The 16,437-nt window shown below is 65.7% G+C and carries 15 protein-coding genes and 1 other RNA gene; 1 reads left to right on the top strand and 15 read right to left on the bottom strand.

Translation table 11 applies throughout. The annotated features are described in order from the left end of the window. Positions 1-40: 40 nt before the first annotated feature. On the top strand, positions 41-1,744 hold the full coding sequence (locus C1878_RS10940) for a helix-turn-helix transcriptional regulator (protein WP_114601660.1): 1,704 nt from the start codon (positions 41-43) through the stop codon (positions 1,742-1,744). 109 nt (positions 1,745-1,853) lie between these two features. Here the strand turns inward: C1878_RS10940 and C1878_RS10935 are convergent, their stop codons facing one another. The 15 genes from C1878_RS10935 to C1878_RS10865 all read right to left on the bottom strand — a co-directional run bounded on the left by C1878_RS10935 (position 1,854) and on the right by C1878_RS10865 (position 16,408). Further along, positions 1,854-2,714, bottom strand: coding sequence for a histidine phosphatase family protein (locus C1878_RS10935; protein ID WP_114601659.1), 861 nt, complete (start codon positions 2,712-2,714; stop codon positions 1,854-1,856). After that, a complete protein-coding gene (locus C1878_RS10930) occupies positions 2,711-3,178 on the bottom strand; it encodes a YbaK/EbsC family protein (RefSeq protein ID WP_114601658.1) in 468 nt (155 codons plus the stop codon). The genes C1878_RS10935 and C1878_RS10930 overlap by 4 nt, the downstream gene beginning before the upstream one ends. 225 nt (positions 3,179-3,403) lie before the next feature. Then, positions 3,404-4,195 carry an amino acid ABC transporter ATP-binding protein gene (locus C1878_RS10925; protein ID WP_114601746.1) on the bottom strand — a complete coding sequence of 264 codons (792 nt, stop codon included), beginning with the start codon at positions 4,193-4,195 and terminating at the stop codon, positions 3,404-3,406. 16 nt (positions 4,196-4,211) lie between these two features. Further along, a complete protein-coding gene (locus C1878_RS10920; RefSeq protein WP_114601657.1) occupies positions 4,212-4,865 on the bottom strand; it encodes an amino acid ABC transporter permease in 654 nt (217 codons plus the stop codon). Positions 4,866-4,997: 132 nt separating this feature from the next. Next, the gene (locus C1878_RS10915) at positions 4,998-5,834 is read right to left on the bottom strand and encodes a transporter substrate-binding domain-containing protein (RefSeq protein WP_114601656.1); all 837 of its coding nucleotides are present in this window, start codon (positions 5,832-5,834) and stop codon (positions 4,998-5,000) included. 174 nt (positions 5,835-6,008) lie between these two features. Next, entirely contained in the window at positions 6,009-7,337 is a 1,329-nt protein-coding gene (locus C1878_RS10910) for a cytochrome c biogenesis protein/redoxin (protein WP_114601655.1), read from the bottom strand. A 141-nt stretch (positions 7,338-7,478) separates the two neighbouring features. Next, the gene (locus tag C1878_RS10905; protein ID WP_114601654.1) at positions 7,479-7,916 is read right to left on the bottom strand and encodes an Rrf2 family transcriptional regulator; all 438 of its coding nucleotides are present in this window, start codon (positions 7,914-7,916) and stop codon (positions 7,479-7,481) included. Between the two features lie 447 nt (positions 7,917-8,363). Then, positions 8,364-9,512: a 4Fe-4S binding protein gene (locus tag C1878_RS10900; RefSeq protein ID WP_114601653.1), complete on the bottom strand. Its 1,149-nt coding sequence runs from the start codon at positions 9,510-9,512 to the stop codon at positions 8,364-8,366. Positions 9,513-9,514: 2 nt separating this feature from the next. After that, positions 9,515-10,861 carry a molybdopterin-guanine dinucleotide biosynthesis protein B gene (gene mobB, locus C1878_RS10895; RefSeq protein WP_241963705.1) on the bottom strand — a complete coding sequence of 449 codons (1,347 nt, stop codon included), beginning with the start codon at positions 10,859-10,861 and terminating at the stop codon, positions 9,515-9,517. A gap of 381 nt (positions 10,862-11,242) precedes the next feature. Next, on the bottom strand, positions 11,243-11,839 hold the full coding sequence (gene recR / locus C1878_RS10890) for a recombination mediator RecR (RefSeq protein WP_114601652.1): 597 nt from the start codon (positions 11,837-11,839) through the stop codon (positions 11,243-11,245). 15 nt (positions 11,840-11,854) lie between these two features. Then, positions 11,855-12,202 (bottom strand): YbaB/EbfC family nucleoid-associated protein, encoded by a 348-nt coding sequence (locus tag C1878_RS10885; RefSeq protein ID WP_114601651.1) that lies wholly within the window; start codon positions 12,200-12,202, stop codon positions 11,855-11,857. Between the two features lie 64 nt (positions 12,203-12,266). Continuing rightward, positions 12,267-14,582 (bottom strand): DNA polymerase III subunit gamma/tau, encoded by a 2,316-nt coding sequence (dnaX, locus tag C1878_RS10880; RefSeq protein ID WP_114601650.1) that lies wholly within the window; start codon positions 14,580-14,582, stop codon positions 12,267-12,269. Positions 14,583-14,602: 20 nt separating this feature from the next. Next, on the bottom strand, positions 14,603-15,439 hold the full coding sequence (locus tag C1878_RS10875; RefSeq protein WP_114601649.1) for a VTT domain-containing protein: 837 nt from the start codon (positions 15,437-15,439) through the stop codon (positions 14,603-14,605). A gap of 36 nt (positions 15,440-15,475) precedes the next feature. Then, positions 15,476-15,571, bottom strand: an RNA gene (gene ffs / locus C1878_RS10870) — signal recognition particle sRNA small type. Between the two features lie 177 nt (positions 15,572-15,748). Further along, on the bottom strand, positions 15,749-16,408 hold the full coding sequence (locus C1878_RS10865; protein WP_158539792.1) for a TetR/AcrR family transcriptional regulator: 660 nt from the start codon (positions 16,406-16,408) through the stop codon (positions 15,749-15,751). Between the last annotated feature and the right edge of the window lie 29 nt (positions 16,409-16,437).

The raw sequence follows: 16,437 nt of genomic DNA, 5'->3' as shown, positions 1-16,437 counted from the left end.
ATTCGAGGTGAGGTATCGTTGTGAGGGAGCATTGTTTTCCGTGTCGGAACTGCGGGAAATGCCATCCCCCCTACCGCCAAGGTTTGTGCCCCGCCTGCATGAGCATGAACGAAAGCGGCTCGAAGGCGTGCAAAACCTGCGGCTTCGTCTTCCCCGCCTCGCCCGGAACGAAAGGCGGCTTGGACGGTTTTCACCGCACAGCGCAGAAAAGACGAGGCTTAGTCGAGATCACAGGAGAAGACCGTTGACTACCCAAGAGAGGCAACTATTCCCTGGAAACGAGAGCGCCAAGCCGACCGAAGGCAACGCCCGCGACTTACTCATCGGCAATAGCTCGAGACGCGTCATCTTGGGCATCGTCGCGCTGGCCGCCTACTGGGCTTGGATCTTTTCGATTTTCCATGCGAACGTGCTGAACCCGTTCACCACGGCGGATTTCAGCGCCTATCTTCTGCTCTGCGTTATCGTTGCGGGCTCCTCCGCGCTCAGCATGGTCGTGTTCGCCTTGCTTGGCTGGTATCTGCAGCGCCTCGTCGACCGCAGGTGGTTTGCGGTCGGCGTCGCTTTGCTGTCGATTCTGGCGGAGGTTCCGGCGTTTCTCGGGCAGATGGGAAGCGAACTCGACTTCTCGCAAGCGGGCGCGCTGTTCGCACTCGGAGGATTTGCGTCCTCGTTCGTCTATTTGAAGACCGGCCCTTTCTTCGTATGGCTTCGGCGCGCCAAGCTTATGCGCAGCATTGCGCTCGCGTTCCTGCTGGCCTCGCTTTTGTATGTTTTGCCGCTGTTCATGAATCCCGTAATGGGCATCGTCATGATAGCCTCCTTCCCGCTCGTTTCCGTTGCGTGCTCGCACCTGGCGAACAAAGGCATAGAACCGAAGCGCCTCGAAGCCGCCGCGTCTTACCGCACCTACCTCAAAACGGTTCTCGAACGGTTCCGTGAGTTCGTCCCCACGCTGCCGCGCACCCTTTTGTACGCGCTTGTTTTCGGCGTGACGTCCTATGCCTTGCTCAACCTCGCCGTGGAGAACGGGTTGGTTGCGGTGATTGCCGCCTCGATAGCGGTATCGTCTTTGGCGTTTGCGGTGTACGTGCTGTCGAAGAAGGTGGAGGCCGACTCCGATTTGTACCGCATGCTCCTTCTTCCCCTCATCGCCCTTGCGGTGCTGCCGTTCCCTTATGTTCCGGAACTGCTCAAGATCTTTTTCCTGGCGCTGGTCATTTTTGGATTTACCTGCTTCGACGCCATAACCTGGGGTGATTTGGCGGACGAGATAAGCGACCGCCAGCTGCCGATATACGTGTCGTACGCGCCGCCCACCATCGGCAACTTCGTGGGCATCTTTATCGGGTGGTCGGTGGGGGCGCTGCTGTACGCCAGGCTGGGAAAAACGGGGTTCGACACGGGCTTCTCCGTCTTCTCGATAATCATCGTCATCGCGCTGGTGATGCTGCTGGTGTGGGATCTCGTGAAAAGCCGGAAGGAGGAATCCGGCGAGCCGCAGGCGGACGCGTTTCTGGACAAGTGGAGAGCGGCGTGCGAAGAGATCGCCGAAGCGCACGAGCTGACCAATCAGGAGACGAGAATCCACACGATGCTGGCGCGCGGGCGAAACCAGCACTACATTGCGGAAGAACTGTTCATTTCACCGCACACGATAAAGACTCACACCTACCATATTTACAAGAAGCTGGGCGTGCACTCGCAGCAGGAATTGATCGACATGGTCGAAGCCAAGCTGTAGAGAAGCGCGTGGAGGCCGTAGGGCTGCGCAGTTTTCGCGCTCGCCCCGTGGGGCGAGGGCTCTGCCCTACAAAAAAGGGGCTTGGCGGCACGTCTGGTGCACCTTCGATTCAAGCCTTTTGCCAGTCCGTGGAACCGATCTCCCCCAGCGAGAACGCGTGGCCGTCGTAGCCGATGCAGGTGACGCTGACGTTGGGAATCTTCACCGGGTCGTTCACGCGCGCGGGGTCGAGCAGGTACACCAGCGTGCGCACCACGAACGAATGCGTGACCACGAGGGCGTTGCCGCCGCCGGCCAGCCTCACGGCCTCCCCCGCTTCGGCGAAGAAGCCCGACAGCCTTTGCTCGATGGCGTCGAAGCGCTCGGCACGGCCCGACGTGTCGGCGCGCGCGATGACGTCGGCCACCTCGGGAAGCCGGCGGTTGTGCTCCTCGAACGGCAGGTCCTCGCCGAACCCGGCGGTGAGCGCCGCATGCAGCAATTCGCCTGGCTCGCCCTCCAAGTCTCCGTAGCACCACTCGCGCAGGCGCGGGTCGTGCGCGAGGGGGAACGGCGCGTCGGCGCAGCGCACGGGACGCAGCCCGCCGTACTCGACGGCCGACGAGGGGCCGTTCGGCACGCAGGTGGGCAGGAACGTCTCGGGCGGCGCGTACCGCTCGCCGCGCCGCGCGGCTCGCGCGCCCAGCAGCGCGTCGAGTGTCTGCACGGCCCGTCCGCTGTCGCTGGAGAACGCCGCGGCGAACTCCACGTCGGCCAAGCCGCCTCCGAGCGCCTCGGCACCGCGCACGCCCTCGTCCGTGAGCGGCGTGTCGCACCAGCCCTGCACCTTGCCCATGACGTTGAACAGCGTCTGCCCGTGGCGCACCACGTAGAACGTCACGGGCGCAGCCTCCACGGGAAAGCCGGCGGCAGGCAGCGAAGGTGCCCGGCGGAGCGCGGCGAGCCCGTCGGGGCGAACCTCCCCCGTCATGGCAGTTTGCACACGTCGACCCACGTGCAGGGCTCGGCGCAGCGCTCCAGCTCGTCGGGAGCCAGGCGCACGGCGCTCGCGGCGCTGCCTGCCGCCGGGTACACCGTGCCGAACCGGCGCAGCGACTCGTCCAGGTACACGTCCACGCCGTCGTTCACGGCGAACGGGCACACGCCGCCCACGCCGTGCCCGATGAGCGGTTCGGCCTCCTCGGCGGCAAGCATCTTCGCCTTGCAGCCGAACCGCGCCTTGAACTTCGCGTTGTCGATGCGGGCGTCGCCGGCCGCCACCACGAGCACCACCCGCTCGCCCACGTGGAACGACAGCGTCTTGGCGATGCGCGCCGGCTCGCAGCCCACGGCCGCGGCCGCCAGCTCCACCGTCGCGCTCGACGTCTCGAATTCCAGCACGCGGTCGTCCATGCCGCGCTCCCGCAGATACGCCTTCACTTTGTCGATGGCCATGCCGAACCTTCCATCTCGCAGCCGTTTTCGCCTCAGTATAGCAATTCCACCAGCAACAAATCACCCGTAGAGGTGGCCTGCCGGCCGCCCGGAGCGGAGAATCCGCAGAAAGGAAAACAATGCGGCGAGCGCTTGCTACGCTCGCCGCACGATAAGCTTTGTCGGACGATACCGCGCCGGGCGGCCAGCAGCCCGCCCCTACGGGGACTGCGAGAGCACGGGCGACTACCCCTCGTACTTCGCGAGGAACGCCTTCGTGCGCTCGTGCTGCGGATTGTTGATCACCTGGTCGGGCGCGCCTTCCTCCACCACGTAGCCGTCCGCCATGAACACGATGCGGTCGGCCACGTCGCGCGCAAAGCTCATCTCGTGCGTGACGATGACCATGGTCATGTGCTCGGCCGCCAGATCGCGGATGACCCTGAGCACCTCCTGCGTGAGCTCCGGGTCGAGCGCGCTCGTGGGCTCGTCGAAATAGAGGATGTCGGGGTTGAGCGCGAGCGCGCGGGCGATGGCCACCCGCTGCTGCTGGCCGCCCGACAGCTCGCAGGGCACCATGTCCTCTTTCCCGGCAAGACCCATCTTGGCCAGCACGGCGCGCGCCTGCCGCTCGGCCTCGGCCTTGTCGCGCTTCTGCACGCGGATGGGCGCGTCGGCCACGTTGCGCAGCACGCTGTAGTGCGGGAACAGGTTGAAGTTCTGGAACACCAGCCCGAAGCGCGACTTCGCCTCGCGCTGCACGGCCCTCCCCGCGTACACGGCCCGTCCGTCCGCTCCGCTTTTCGCCACCTCCAGATCGCCGTAGGACAGCGACCCGCGCTCGAACGTCTCCAACAGCGTTGCGCAGCGCAAAAACGTCGATTTGCCCGAACCGCTGGGACCGATGATGGCCACCACCTCGCCCCGCCGCACCGAAAGGCTGATGTCGTGCAGCACCACGGTGTCGCCGAAGCTCTTCTCTATGCTCTCAAGGCTGACGACGACGTCCGCCCCCGACCCGCTTGCGCCCTGAGCCATGCCCGCGTTCGCCTCCCTATTCATGGTAGTAGTCCATCTTCTTCTCGATACGGTTCAAAACGACCTCGATAGCCAGGTTGAACACCCAGTAGAACAGCGCCGCCACCGCGAACGCCCAGAGGTTCTTCATGGAGGCCACCAGTGCCTTCGCCTCGCTGAACATCTCGGCCACGCCGATGACGAACGCGAGCGACGTGTCCTTCACCAGCGTGATGATCTCGTTGCCCATGGCGGGCAGGATGCGCTTGATGACCTGCGGCAGAACGATCAGCATGAACGTCTGGAAGCGCGAGTAGCCCAGCACGTGCGCGGCCTCGTACTGCCCTTGGGGGATGGACTGGATGCCGCTGCGGTAGATCTCGGCGAAGTAGGCCGCGTAGTTGATGATGAACGCGATGATGCAGGCGGTGAACTTGTAGTCGGTTCCCAGCGAGATGCCGAACAGGTAGTACGGCCCGAAGAAGATGGCGAACATCTGCAGCATGAGCGGCGTGCCGCGCATGACCGAGATATAGAAGCGCGTGACCAGGGCAAGCGGCTTGAACCTGCTCATGCGGGCGAGCGCCACCACCACGCCCAGGGGCAGCGCCCCCAGAAGCGTGAGGAAGAATATCTGCAGCGAGACGCCGAACCCCTGGGCCAGCATGCCCACCATCGTTGAAAACTCCACCGGTCAAACCTCTCTCACGACGCGACAACGGGCGGGAACCTCGTTCCCGCCCGCTTCGGACCTCTTTGCCTGCGCGCCCTTCGCGGCGTACGCATGGCGCTTGCGCGGCGGCTGCCGCGAAACCGCATCGACCTACTTCAGCACCCAGTTGTCGAACGACACGCCGTACTCGGCGTACTTCTCGCACAGCTGCTTGATGGTGCCGTCTTCGTACATTTCCTTGAGCGTGGCCGTAACCTTGTCGGCCATCTCGGTGTTGCCCTTCTTGAAGCCCACGCCGTAATGCTCGGACGACAGCGGATCGGCCAGCTTCACGTACTTGTCGTTGCCCGCCATGTTGTAGTCGGCGATGGACAGGTCGCAGGCCACGGCGTCGACGGCACCGGACTCAAGCTGCATGAACGCCGTGTTGTAGTCGGCGATGGTGTCGAGCGCGGCGAACTTGGCCACGGCGTCGGCGTAGTCCTCGCCCTCCAGCACGTCGAGCGCGGCGGAATCGACCTGCGTCATGACCGTCTTGCCCGCCAGGTCGTCGATCGACTTCACGTCGCTGTCCTTCTTCACCACGATGACCTGCTCGTTGAGCATGTACGGCTCGGTGAAGGCGTAATCGGCCTCGCGGCCTTCGATGGTGAAGCCGTTCCAGATGCACGTGATGGCGCCGCTGTCGATGAGCGCGTCCTTGGCATCCCAGTCGATGGCCTCCAGCTTCAGCTCCCAGCCGTTGCGCTCGCACACTTCCTTGGCCATGTCGAGGTCGATGCCGGCGAACTCGCCGTCGTCGCCCACGAAGCCGTAGGGCGGGTACGCCTTGTCGAAGCCGACGGTGAACGTGGTGGCGTCCGCGGCGCCGTCTCCCGTTCCCTCGGACTTCTGCGCGTCGCCGCCGCCGGAGCAGCCGGCCAGCACAACCGCCGTGAGCGCGAGCGTCGCCGCCGCGACGACGAGCGCCTTGAGATTCTTCTTCATAGGTTCATCCTCCCGTGTCCCCGCAGCCGACGCCCGCTTCCCCCGGTCGCGCGCCCCTCGGCTGCTTTTCTACTTTACTGCGCTAAAGTGCTTGCGCAAGTATAGCATAGGAATTCGCAACGTACACGCTTCTCCGATATCCGCGCTTTGCTCGGGCGCCAGCGGCGCGGCGCCCTACTTGCGCACGCCCGTCATGGTTTGCTCCACGATGCTGTTCATAACGTCGGCGGTCAGCGTTCCCGCCACGTAGCCGAACACGTTGCCGTCCTTGTCGATCATGAACGTGGTGGGGAACGATCTCACGCTGTAAGCGCTGAACAGCTGGCCGGACGTGTCCATGAGCACCGGATACGTCATGCCCTCCTTGTCGATGAACGCCTTGACCTCGTCCACGGACACGTCGCTGTTCTGCGGGCGGTCCGCCGTCTTGGGGTTCGCCACGCCCAGCACCACCAGATCGCCCTCGTTCTCGCCGCGGTCGCGGTACAGCGCCTCGATGTCGGGTATCTCGCGTTGGCACGGGCCGCACCAGGTGGCCCAGAAGTTCAGGAACACCGTCTTGCCGCGGTAGTCGGACAGCTTGTGCTCCGTCCCGTTCTGGTCGACCAGCGTCACATCGGAAAGCGGGGCCGCCTGGGCGCTCGCGTTGGACGAGCCCGCGCTGCCGCCCGACTCGCCCTTGGACGTGCCACTGCCTGCGCTGGCCGAATCTCCGGCTTTGTCGCCCGAACCGCCCGCCTCCGCCGGCTGTTCCTGCGCGGACGGCGCGGCGCCGAACGACGAGAGATAGCTCGTCACCCCGTTCATCCACCCGGTCGCGGTCATAAGGCCCATGACGATGAGCAGCGCGCCGCCCACCTTAACCGTGTACTTCACCACGTTGCCGTGCGTGCGGAAGAAGCGCAGCACCTCTCCCGTGAACAGGCCCACCGCCAAAAACGGCAGCACGAAGCCCAGCGTGTACACGCCCACGAGCGCGTAGCCCATAGCCGCGGAGGCGCTCGACGACGCCAACAGCAGCACGCTGGCCAGCACGGGCCCCACGCACGGCGTCCACGCGAAGCTGAACGTGAAGCCCAGCACGAGCGCCACCAGCGGGTTCATGGCGAATCGGCCCAGGTTGAACGGCAGCCTGCGCTCGGTTTCGATGACGCGCGTCTTGCCGAACGCGCCCAGCATGTACAGGCCGAACGCCGCCATCACGATGCCGGCCACCACCGAGAACACGCGCTGGTTGCCCGTGAAGAACTGCCCGAGCGCCGTGAAGCCGAAGCCCAGCAAAAAGAACGCGAAGCTCACGCCTACCACGAAGAACAGCGTGTTCACCAGCACCTTCTTGCGAGGGTACTCGATGGTGCCGTCGTCGCTCCTCTTTGCAGCCCCGCCGGCCAAGTAGCCCACGTACAGCGGGATGAGCGGCAGCACGCACGGAGAGAAGAAGCTCAACAGCCCTTGCACGAACACGGTCAGCGCCGGAACGCTCGTTTCAAGCGAGAAACCCATGGTTGCTCCTAGCGGTCGTCGTCGACGCGTTGGCGCGCCGATCGCGGAAAAGAGAAGGGCGAAGCAGGGACGCGCCCATGGCCGCCCCATCAGACGGAACGGCCGGACAGCCGTCCCAGAGTTCGATTGCCCGAGGCCGGGCTACGCAGACTTCGGCGCGCCCGCCCCGTCGCCGAAAATGCGCCTGTCGATGGAACCGACCGTGATCTGGCTCAAACGCTCGCGGCACCCGGCGTCCAAATCGGCGAAGATGTCGTCCATGATGCCGGCCATGCCCGAGGCGACCAGGCACTCCTTGTCGGCATCGCCGCTATGCCATCGAGCCTCCACGAAGCGCACGTCCAGCGCCTCGGCGACGGAGGCCAAATCGGTTCGGGCCGCGTCGCCGGCGAACCGGTAGCCGCCCTCGTTGCCCTCCCGCGTTTCGACGAATCCGGCGCGCTTGAGCGGCGCCATGATCTTGCGCACGCGCGCCGCATTGGTGCACACGTTCTCCGCCAGCGCCTCGCTCGACACGACGCCCTGCTTGTGGTTCAGGAACACCAAGGCATGCACCGCCACTATGAAATCGCTGTTCATTCCCATCGCCCGCTTTCGCACCGACCCGACACCGCCGGGCCTTCGCTTCAACTGTTTCTGTTACTTATACAGTATATTCTGTATAAAAGAAAGGTACAGTTCAGGAAATGCACAAACACGGCCGCGCCGGCCCCCGTTCAGCATGGAAACGGACCGATTTTGCACAAAAAGTGCCGACGTCCGACTTTTCCCGATTCGCAAACCGGCAGGCTCGCAGTCCGCCGAAACGAACCGCCAGGTCAGCGATGTGAAGCCTTTCCGGCTGTCATTCCACGGGTCTTGTTAGGGGCGTCTCATCGTCGAACGTCGCCACTTTTTGTGCATCGGAGGCGGAAATCCTTGCAGCCGCCGGCCGCGTCTCCGGCCGCGTCTTGAAAGGACATCGCGCACGAGGGTCGGTTCTTTTCGGCAAGCTTCCAGAACGCTCCCTCGTAGCGCCCACCGCCCCTAGCGCTTCAGGCTGGACAGGATGCCGGGGCGCGCGGGCGGGTTCGGCAGGTGGATGAGGCGCGGCTCGAAGTCGAACAGCTCGTCGGTGGACACGACGGGGCTCACTTCCAGGCAGCTCTTCAAGCAGGCGTCGGCGCACAGGTTGCACTGCACGCAGTCGGACGCCGAGAACTCCAGGAAGCTGCCCTCCCCTTCCTCGGGAACCAGGTCGCTCTTCTTGAGCGCGCCCGTGGGGCAGAACACCGCGCACATGCCGCACGACGAACAGGCCTCCGCGTCCACCTGCACGCTGCCGAACAGGCGGGTGTCCACCTCGGGCACCACCGACGGCCCCAGGCTGTCCATGGCGTCGAGCACGTGCATGCGCCGCACGGGATTGAACTGCGGCAACGTGCCGGCATCGGACATGCGCAACCGCTCGCGGAGCGTTGGGCCCGCCGCGCCGCCCTTCTTGATGAAGGCAACCTCCACGGTCTTCTCGGCTGCGGTCAGGGCGGTGCCCTTGGCCTGCGAGAAGAAGCCGCGGCGCGAGGCGCCGAGCAGGCTGCGCTGGTCCTCCAGAAGCACGTCGTCGGGGAATTCCGAGGCGCGCTCTACGCGGATGTCCGACCCTTGGGCCGCCAGCAGCTGGTTCGCCGAGGCCACGGTGGCGTCGATGCCGGGCACGTTCGCTCGGAATTTGCACGTGGCGCACGTGCCGTCCACCAGCAAGATGTCGCGCACGTCGCGGGAGGCCAGCTCAAGCAGCACGCTTTCCTCCATGCGCGCGAGGCACGGGACCGCTGCGAACTTCGACGGGTCGCCCTTGTGCTTCGACGCGATGCGCGCGCACGCGAACACGGCGCGTCCTTCGGAGGCCACCACGGCGTTGGCCACGGCTTCCGCCAGGTCCTCGTCGAGCGGACGCAGCGGGATCAGCGCCTCGGTGGGGCACACGACCGTGCACGCTCCGCAGGCCACGCACAGCTCGTTGTCCAGCGAGAGCACGTTGTCCACCGCGCCCACGGCGTCCGTGGGGCATGCGTCGGAGCATTTCCGGCACGACGAATGGCGGTTGCGCACCACCGTGCAACGATCGGGGGCCAGGAAAACGGCCTTGCTCTCCAGAGCCTCGGCCACTTCCACGATATCGACAAGGTTGGGCATGCCTATCCTTCCAGGAACGACTCCTCGAGCGCGTGCAGCTCGTCGGGGGTGTTCGCGTTGATGAAGCAGCCGCCCATGGGCTCTGCCTCCAGCACTTTGCTCTGCGGGAACTCCAGCACCTTCACGTCGTCGAAGAACGCCTGGGCGCGCTTCTCGCCCCGGTCGAGCGCGCGGCGCACGGCGGGCAGGCAGGCCATCCGGCGGTACATGGCGTGGAACGGCTCGAAGCCGTGCTTGTTCACGGGCACCACCACGTCGGCCCCCGACTCGTTCATGGCAAGGGCTTCCGCCACCACGAGCGACCCCGACGCGAACACCATGTCGCACGCCACCACGGCCACGTAGGGGTTGCGGGCGGCCTGCATGGCCGTGTAGAGGCCCGGCAGCGCGCCGCGGAAGTCGAACGCGTCGCACACGAGCTGGATGCGGTACTGCGGGAACTCCCCATGGAGGAACGCCAGGTTGTCCGGCTCGTTCGTCGTGATGACGAGATCGTCGGACACGGGCGCCAAACGCTCCACCAGGCGGGATATGAGCGGACGTCCCGCGAACGGCACGGTTGCCTTGCTGCGGCCCATGCGCCGGCTCTCGCCGCCCGCCTGGATAACCACGGTGACGCGCGGCCGCACGTAGTGCTGCTCCACGAAGTCGGCGAGGCCCGGAATATCGGTCAGGTCGAACGCCGGCACGTTGTACAGCTCTGCGGCGTGGATGGCCTCCTCGATGTCGGTTGCCACCGCCACCGTGTCGGACGTGGGCAGTTTGTTGGAGATGTCAACATGGTCGGGGTGCTGCACTTTGAAGTGCGAGCCCTCGGCCGCCGATTCGCCGTCCCCTCCCGTCTGGCTCAGAACCGCCCGCGCCTCCTCGTCGTCGGCCGGCGGGACGGTGCCGCGCGTGAACTGCGTGAAATCGGTGCCCAGGGGCCAACCGCGCCGCGCGCCCTCGGCGAACACGTCGGCCACGCGGGAATCGGCTTCGTTGCCGGAGCGCATGATCTCGATGGTGGGCAGGCCGCTCTTGCGGTAGCCCTCCACGATGACGATGTCGTGGCCGTACATGCTGCGCACGATGTCGGAGCACTCCACCTCGCCCTCCACCGACTTGATGCGGGCGATCTGCCCCGGAGCGGCGATGACCGTCTCGCTCGCGCCGGCGGCGCGATGGCGGTACGAGTCCTTGCCGGGGTAGTCGATATCGAAGCCCACGTGGCTGTGGTGCTTCACGCTGCCCACGTCGTGGCCGCGCGACACCAGCTCGGCGATGAGCTGCTCGATGAGCGTGGTCTTGCCTGAATTGTGGCGGCCCACGATAGCCAGGGCCGGGCTTGGAATGTTCACCATGTTCATGCACTCGTCCTTTCGGCGCATAAGTATAGCATGGCGCGTCGGCTGCGCCCCTCACGTATGAGCAGCAGAGGCGCACCCGACGCTCGAGGGTTCTTTCGCCGAAAAAAAGTGTTGTGATTTTGTGGAGGAGGGTGGTATACTAAGCACTGCATTTACAGAGGCTTAGTTGCTTCGGTAAAGATAAGGGTTCTGTTTTTTGGAGGGGGCAGAACCCTTTGTCTTTTCTTGGGTGCGAAGAGGCCGCCGCGCGAAAGCGCGGCGGCCTCTTGCCTTCTCGAAGGGGAACGGAGCGCTGCTGCGCCGGTCTCCTAGGGCAAGGGCTGAGCCCTTGCCCTAAAGGGAGGCCGCCGAAAACGCTGATTTGCGGCTCCCGGCCCCGCTCTACAGCGGCCGACGCGCTTCGATGGCGCGGCCGAGCGTCACCTCGTCGGCGAATTCCAGATCGCCGCCCACCGGAAGGCCGCTGGCGGGACGCGTGACGCTCACGCCGAGCGGCTTGATGAGGCGCGCCAGGTAGGCGGCCGTCGTCTCGCCCTCCACGTTGGGGTTCGTGGCCAGCACCACTTCCTGCACCTCGCCCGACGCCAGGCGCTTCATAAGCTCGGCGATGCGCAGGTCGTCGGGGCCGACGCCCTCCATGGGCGACAGCGCCCCGCCCAGAACGTGGTACACGCCCGAGAACACGGCCGTGCGCTCGATGGGCGGGATGTCGCGAGGCTCGCTGACCACGCAGATGATGCTCGCGTCGCGCTTGGAAGACCGGCAGATGTCGCACAGGGCCTCCTCGGCGTAGTTGAAGCACCGCTTGCAGAAATGCACCTGGTCCTTCACCTCGGCGATGGCCTCGGACAAACGCAGCGCCGTGGCCCTATCGGTGTTGAGGATCCAGTAGGCGATGCGCTGCGCCGACTTCGGGCCGATGCCGGGCAGGCGCTCCAACTCGTCGAGAAGCTTCTGGATGGACGGCGCTGCGTACACGGTCTCTGCCCGAACCTACATCAAGCCGGGAATGTTCATACCGCCGGTTACGGAATTCAGACGCTGGGCGCTCACGTCGGACATGCCGCGCAGGGCCTCGTTCACCGCCGCGAGCACCATGTCCTGCAGCAGGTCCACGTCCTCCGGGTCCACGGCCTCGGGGTCGATGGTTATGCTCTTGATGGCCATGTCGCCCGTGGCCACCGCCTTCACCATGCCGCCGCCGGCCGTGGCCTCGAACTCCATGTCCTTGATCTCTTCCTGGGCTTTGGCCAAATCGGCCTGCATCTTCTGGGCCTGCTTCATCATGGCGCCCATGTTGCCCATGCCGCCGCCTCCGGGGAACCCGCCTCGCTTCGACATCGTCGTCTCCTATCTGATCTTCGTCTATCGGATACCGCTTGCTTGCCGCGGTCGTTTCCTCGCGCTATTCTCTCACTTCTTCCACGATCACGCCATCGCCGAAGCCGGCCGCCAGGATGGCCTCCAGCTCGTCGGGCGACTGCACGGGCGCCATCGCATCCACGGAAGGCGACGTGCGGGCGTCGGGCTCGGGCGGCAGGCCGGGCTGCGCGGAGGCCGAGGGCTCGGGCGCGGTCGACGGCTGCCGCAGGGAGCTTGCAGACCCGCCGGCCCCGGAAGGAGCCGGCGCAGAACCCGCCCCGCCGCTCGGGGGAGCAGGGGAATCGTAATCGTCGTACGGAACGATCTCGTCGTCGTACGGAGGCAGGTCGTACGCGTCGAGGGGCGCCGGATCGGGTTTGGGAGGCGTCGACGGCTGCGGGGCCGTCTGCTGCGCGGGAGCCGGCGAAGCCTGGGCCGGCGCGGCGGCGGTCGCGGCGGGAGCCGAGAACGTCGCGGCGGGGACCGCGGCTTCGGCAGCCGTCGCGGCCGCGGGAGCGGCGACCTCGGCGCCCGACCCTTGAACGTACGTGAACGGCAGCGCCGCGCCGCACGCCTGCACGAGCGCCGCCAGAACGGCGTCCTGCACGTCGGGCTTCTGCACGGCCTTGAACGCGAACGAGTTTTCGGCGGGGAACTCTATGACCAGCAGGCCCTTGTCCGCTCGGTAAAGGGCCTTCGTGTTCAGAAACAGCACGCCGTACGCGGCTTTGTTCTTCTTGAGCGTGGAGAGCGCGGCCTGCCAGATGCGCTGCAGGGCCGCGGGGTTCTGCAGGCTCGCGGCGAGCTCCGCGGAAGGAGCGGAGCCCGCACCGGCCACGGACGCGGCCTGCACGGCGGCAGGCTGGGACGCGGCCGGAGCGCTCGCCTGCTGCACCGGAGCGGCAGCAGGTTGCGCGGCCGCAGGGCCAGGTTGCGCGACATCGGAGCTAGATTGCGCATCCGTCTGGGGCGCGTGCGCACTCGCCGCTGGTTGACCCCCGGCGAAGGCACCCGCCGCGGGTTGCTCTTGCCCACCCGCAGGTCCACCAACGTCAGCGAGGGGCGTCCCGGTGCCCGAGCTGGGGTCGATGGCGGAGGCGCCGCGTACTTCGGTACGCAAGCCTTCGCCAGCGGCCGCAGATCGGGTGCCGGGGCGCGCCGCAGCGTCGGCCGTTCCGCCGTCCGGTAGGACGGCGGAACTAACGTGCGCGACGGCCGAGTGGCCGCTCTCCAGCGCCTCGACGCGCTCGGCGAGCGCCTCGAGCGTCAGGTCGGAGTCGGGGCGCACCATGCGGGTGAGCGCGATCTCGAACGACAAGCGGGGGTTCGTGGACGTTTTGAGTTCGGCGGAAAGGTCGCCCAGCACGCCCAGCAGACGCGCGAGCCGATCGGCGCCGAACCATTGCATTTCCAGCGCCAGCTCGCGCCGCGTGGCGTCGCTCACCTCGAGGGCAACGTCGGCGCCCGCCAGCGTCAGCACGTACATGTTGCGCACGTGCTCGGCCAGATCGCGGGTGAACTGCGCGAGGTCGGCGCCCGTCTCGATGTAGTCCGCCGTCCAACGGAAGCAGGTGGCCACGTCGCGCGTGCCGATGGCGCGCATGATCTCGGCCAGATCGTTCGTGTCCAAACCGCCCAGCAAGCGCTCGGCCACCTCCAGCGTGACCTTGCCCTCGCCGAACGCGATGAGCTGCTCGAGCGACGTGAGCGCGTTGCGCAGCCCGCCCTCCGAGCGATGTGCGATGAGGTCGAGCGCCTCGCCCTCGAACTCCACGTCCTCGGCCACGCAGATGGCGCCCAGCCGCGACACGATGGACTCGGCCGAGATGCGCCGGAAGTCGAAGCGCTGGCAGCGCGAGTGGATGGTCTCGGGAACCTTCTGCGGGTCGGTGGTGGCCAGGATGAACACCACGTGGCTCGGCGGCTCTTCGAGCGTCTTCAGCAACGCGTTGAACGCCGCCGTCGACAGCATGTGGACCTCGTCGATGATGTAGATCTTGTAGCGTCCGCGCGTGGGAGCGAACTGAACGCGCCCGATGATCTCCTCGCGCACGTTCTCCACGCCGGTGCGCGACGCGGCGTCCAACTCGTACACGTCGGGGTGCTCGCCGTTGGCTATCATCACGCAGTCGTCGCACGTGCCGTCGGGCTCGGGCGTGGGGCCGTGCTCGCACAGAAGCGCCTTCGCCAACAGGCGCGCCGTGGTGGTCTTGCCCGTGCCGCGCGGGCCCGTGAACAGGTAGGCATGGCTCACCTTGTCCTGCTCGATCGCGTTTTTGATGGTGCGCTCTATGTGCTCCTGGCCGACGACGTCCTCGAAGATCTGCGGCCGGTATTTACGGTAAAGTGCCTCTGCCATCGCGTATGCTCGCTTCCCTGCTACTCCGTTTCAGACTCCGCCTTCGCATGCGCGCCGCGCGGCGCCTCCTGGCCTGCCGCCGGAGCCGCGTGCTTGCCGGAAGCCGGCTCCCCGGCCGTCGCCGTATGCGCGCCGCGCAGTTCCAACTCTTCGGCCAGTTCCGCGTCGAGCTCGGCCTGCGCCTGGGTGCGCCCGTCGGCCGCCTTCTTTTTGCGCGAGCTCATGGCCGCCTTGACGGCGCCCACGATGGCCGGCGCCACCGACACGGCCACGATGCCCAGCACGATGACCTCGAAGTGGTCCTGCACGAGCGGAATGCCGCCGAAGAAGTATCCCACCAGCACGAACAGGCTCACCCACGACACGCCGCCGATAACGTTGAACAACGTGAACTTCGCGAAGTTCATGTGGCCGGTGCCCGCGATGAACGGGGCGAACGTGCGAAAGAACGGCATGAAGCGCGTGATGACGATGGTGAGCCCACCGTATTTGGCGAAGAAGTGGTCGAGCTTGGCCATGCGCTCGGGCGTGAGCGCCTTCACCTTGCCGGAATCGATGATGCGCGCGCCGAAGACCCGTGCGATCCAGTAGTTCGACGTGTTGCCCAGTATGGCGGCCACGTAGAACACGATGAGCGTGGCCCAAACGTTGAGGCCGCCGCCGTCGGCCGAGAACACGCCCGCCGCGAACAGCAGCGAGTCGCCCGGCAAGAACGGGAAGAACACGAGGCCCGTTTCCACGAACACGATGAGGAACAGCGGCGAGTACACCCACAGCGGTCCCAGCGCGATGATCCAACCCGCGATAGCCCCCCGCGGATCGGAGAGCAGATTGACGAAGAAGTTGATGATGTCCATGTCGTCCTCGCGGTCACAGCCTGATACAAAAAAGTATCTCGAATAGGCAGGGGCGCTCGTCAGCGGTCCCTTATGGCTGCTTCCTCCCGGACCTGACCAGGTTCGGAACATGGCGCCGCCCCGGCCCATTCGAGATACTCAAATAACAACCGCTCCAGTATAGAGGATGCGCCGAACTCCCGCCTCGCAACGGCCCATGAAGCAACCAAATGTCCACAGACAAGAAGCGCCTATGCAGGTCCTCCGTGAAAACCCGGCTTCTTACGCCCCTCCGCACGAACAGGCCGCCGACCGCTCTCGGCAACGCCCTTACTTCGCCTCGATCGGAACTCCTTGCAGGAAGCCCTCGACTCCCGAAAGAATGGCCGCGCTCGTCAAGGCGGCTAGGTTCTCAAGCGGCACGTCGGAATCGATCGCGAGCCAGTGGCGGTACGCCGAGAGCAGCCCTCCGCAGAGAAACGACACGCCGAAGCTCAGGTACGGGCCCATGGCCGAGGCCAAGCCCAACGCGTCGCACTCGACGATAGCCTCGGTGAGCGGGCCCTCCACTTTGTTGAGCAGCTTTTCCGACGATACGCGCCTCACCATGTTCTCGGTTATCGAATAATCCTGCACCAGCGCCACGCTCAACCGGGCGAACAGGTCCGCAACGTCCACGCCCCCGCCCTGCGCCAAGGATTCCTCTCGCAACGAGGCGACTATCTGCTCGGCCCTCTCGCGTATGATCTCGTCCAACACGTCGTCGACGGAATCGTAATGCAAGTAAAACGTCTTGCGGTCGATGTCGGCCTCGTGCGCCACGGCCGTTATAGTCACCCGATCGTAATCCTCTGCATGCAGCAAGTTCAGGAACGCCTCGCGGATGGCCCTCTTCGTGCGGACGACGCGGCGGTCGCCCATCCGCGAAACGCAGTTTTTCGTCTTGTCGGCCAAGGTGATCGAACCCCAATTCCCTGCAAAACGCGGCATATGCCGCATTCGTTTCCAAACTGGTGATT

The sequence above is a fragment of the Gordonibacter sp. 28C genome (assembly GCF_003339845.1).
In the GTDB taxonomy this organism is placed as follows: domain Bacteria; phylum Actinomycetota; class Coriobacteriia; order Coriobacteriales; family Eggerthellaceae; genus Gordonibacter.
Note: the sequence above shows the minus strand (reverse complement) of the source record. Positions and strands in the feature narration are given on the sequence as shown.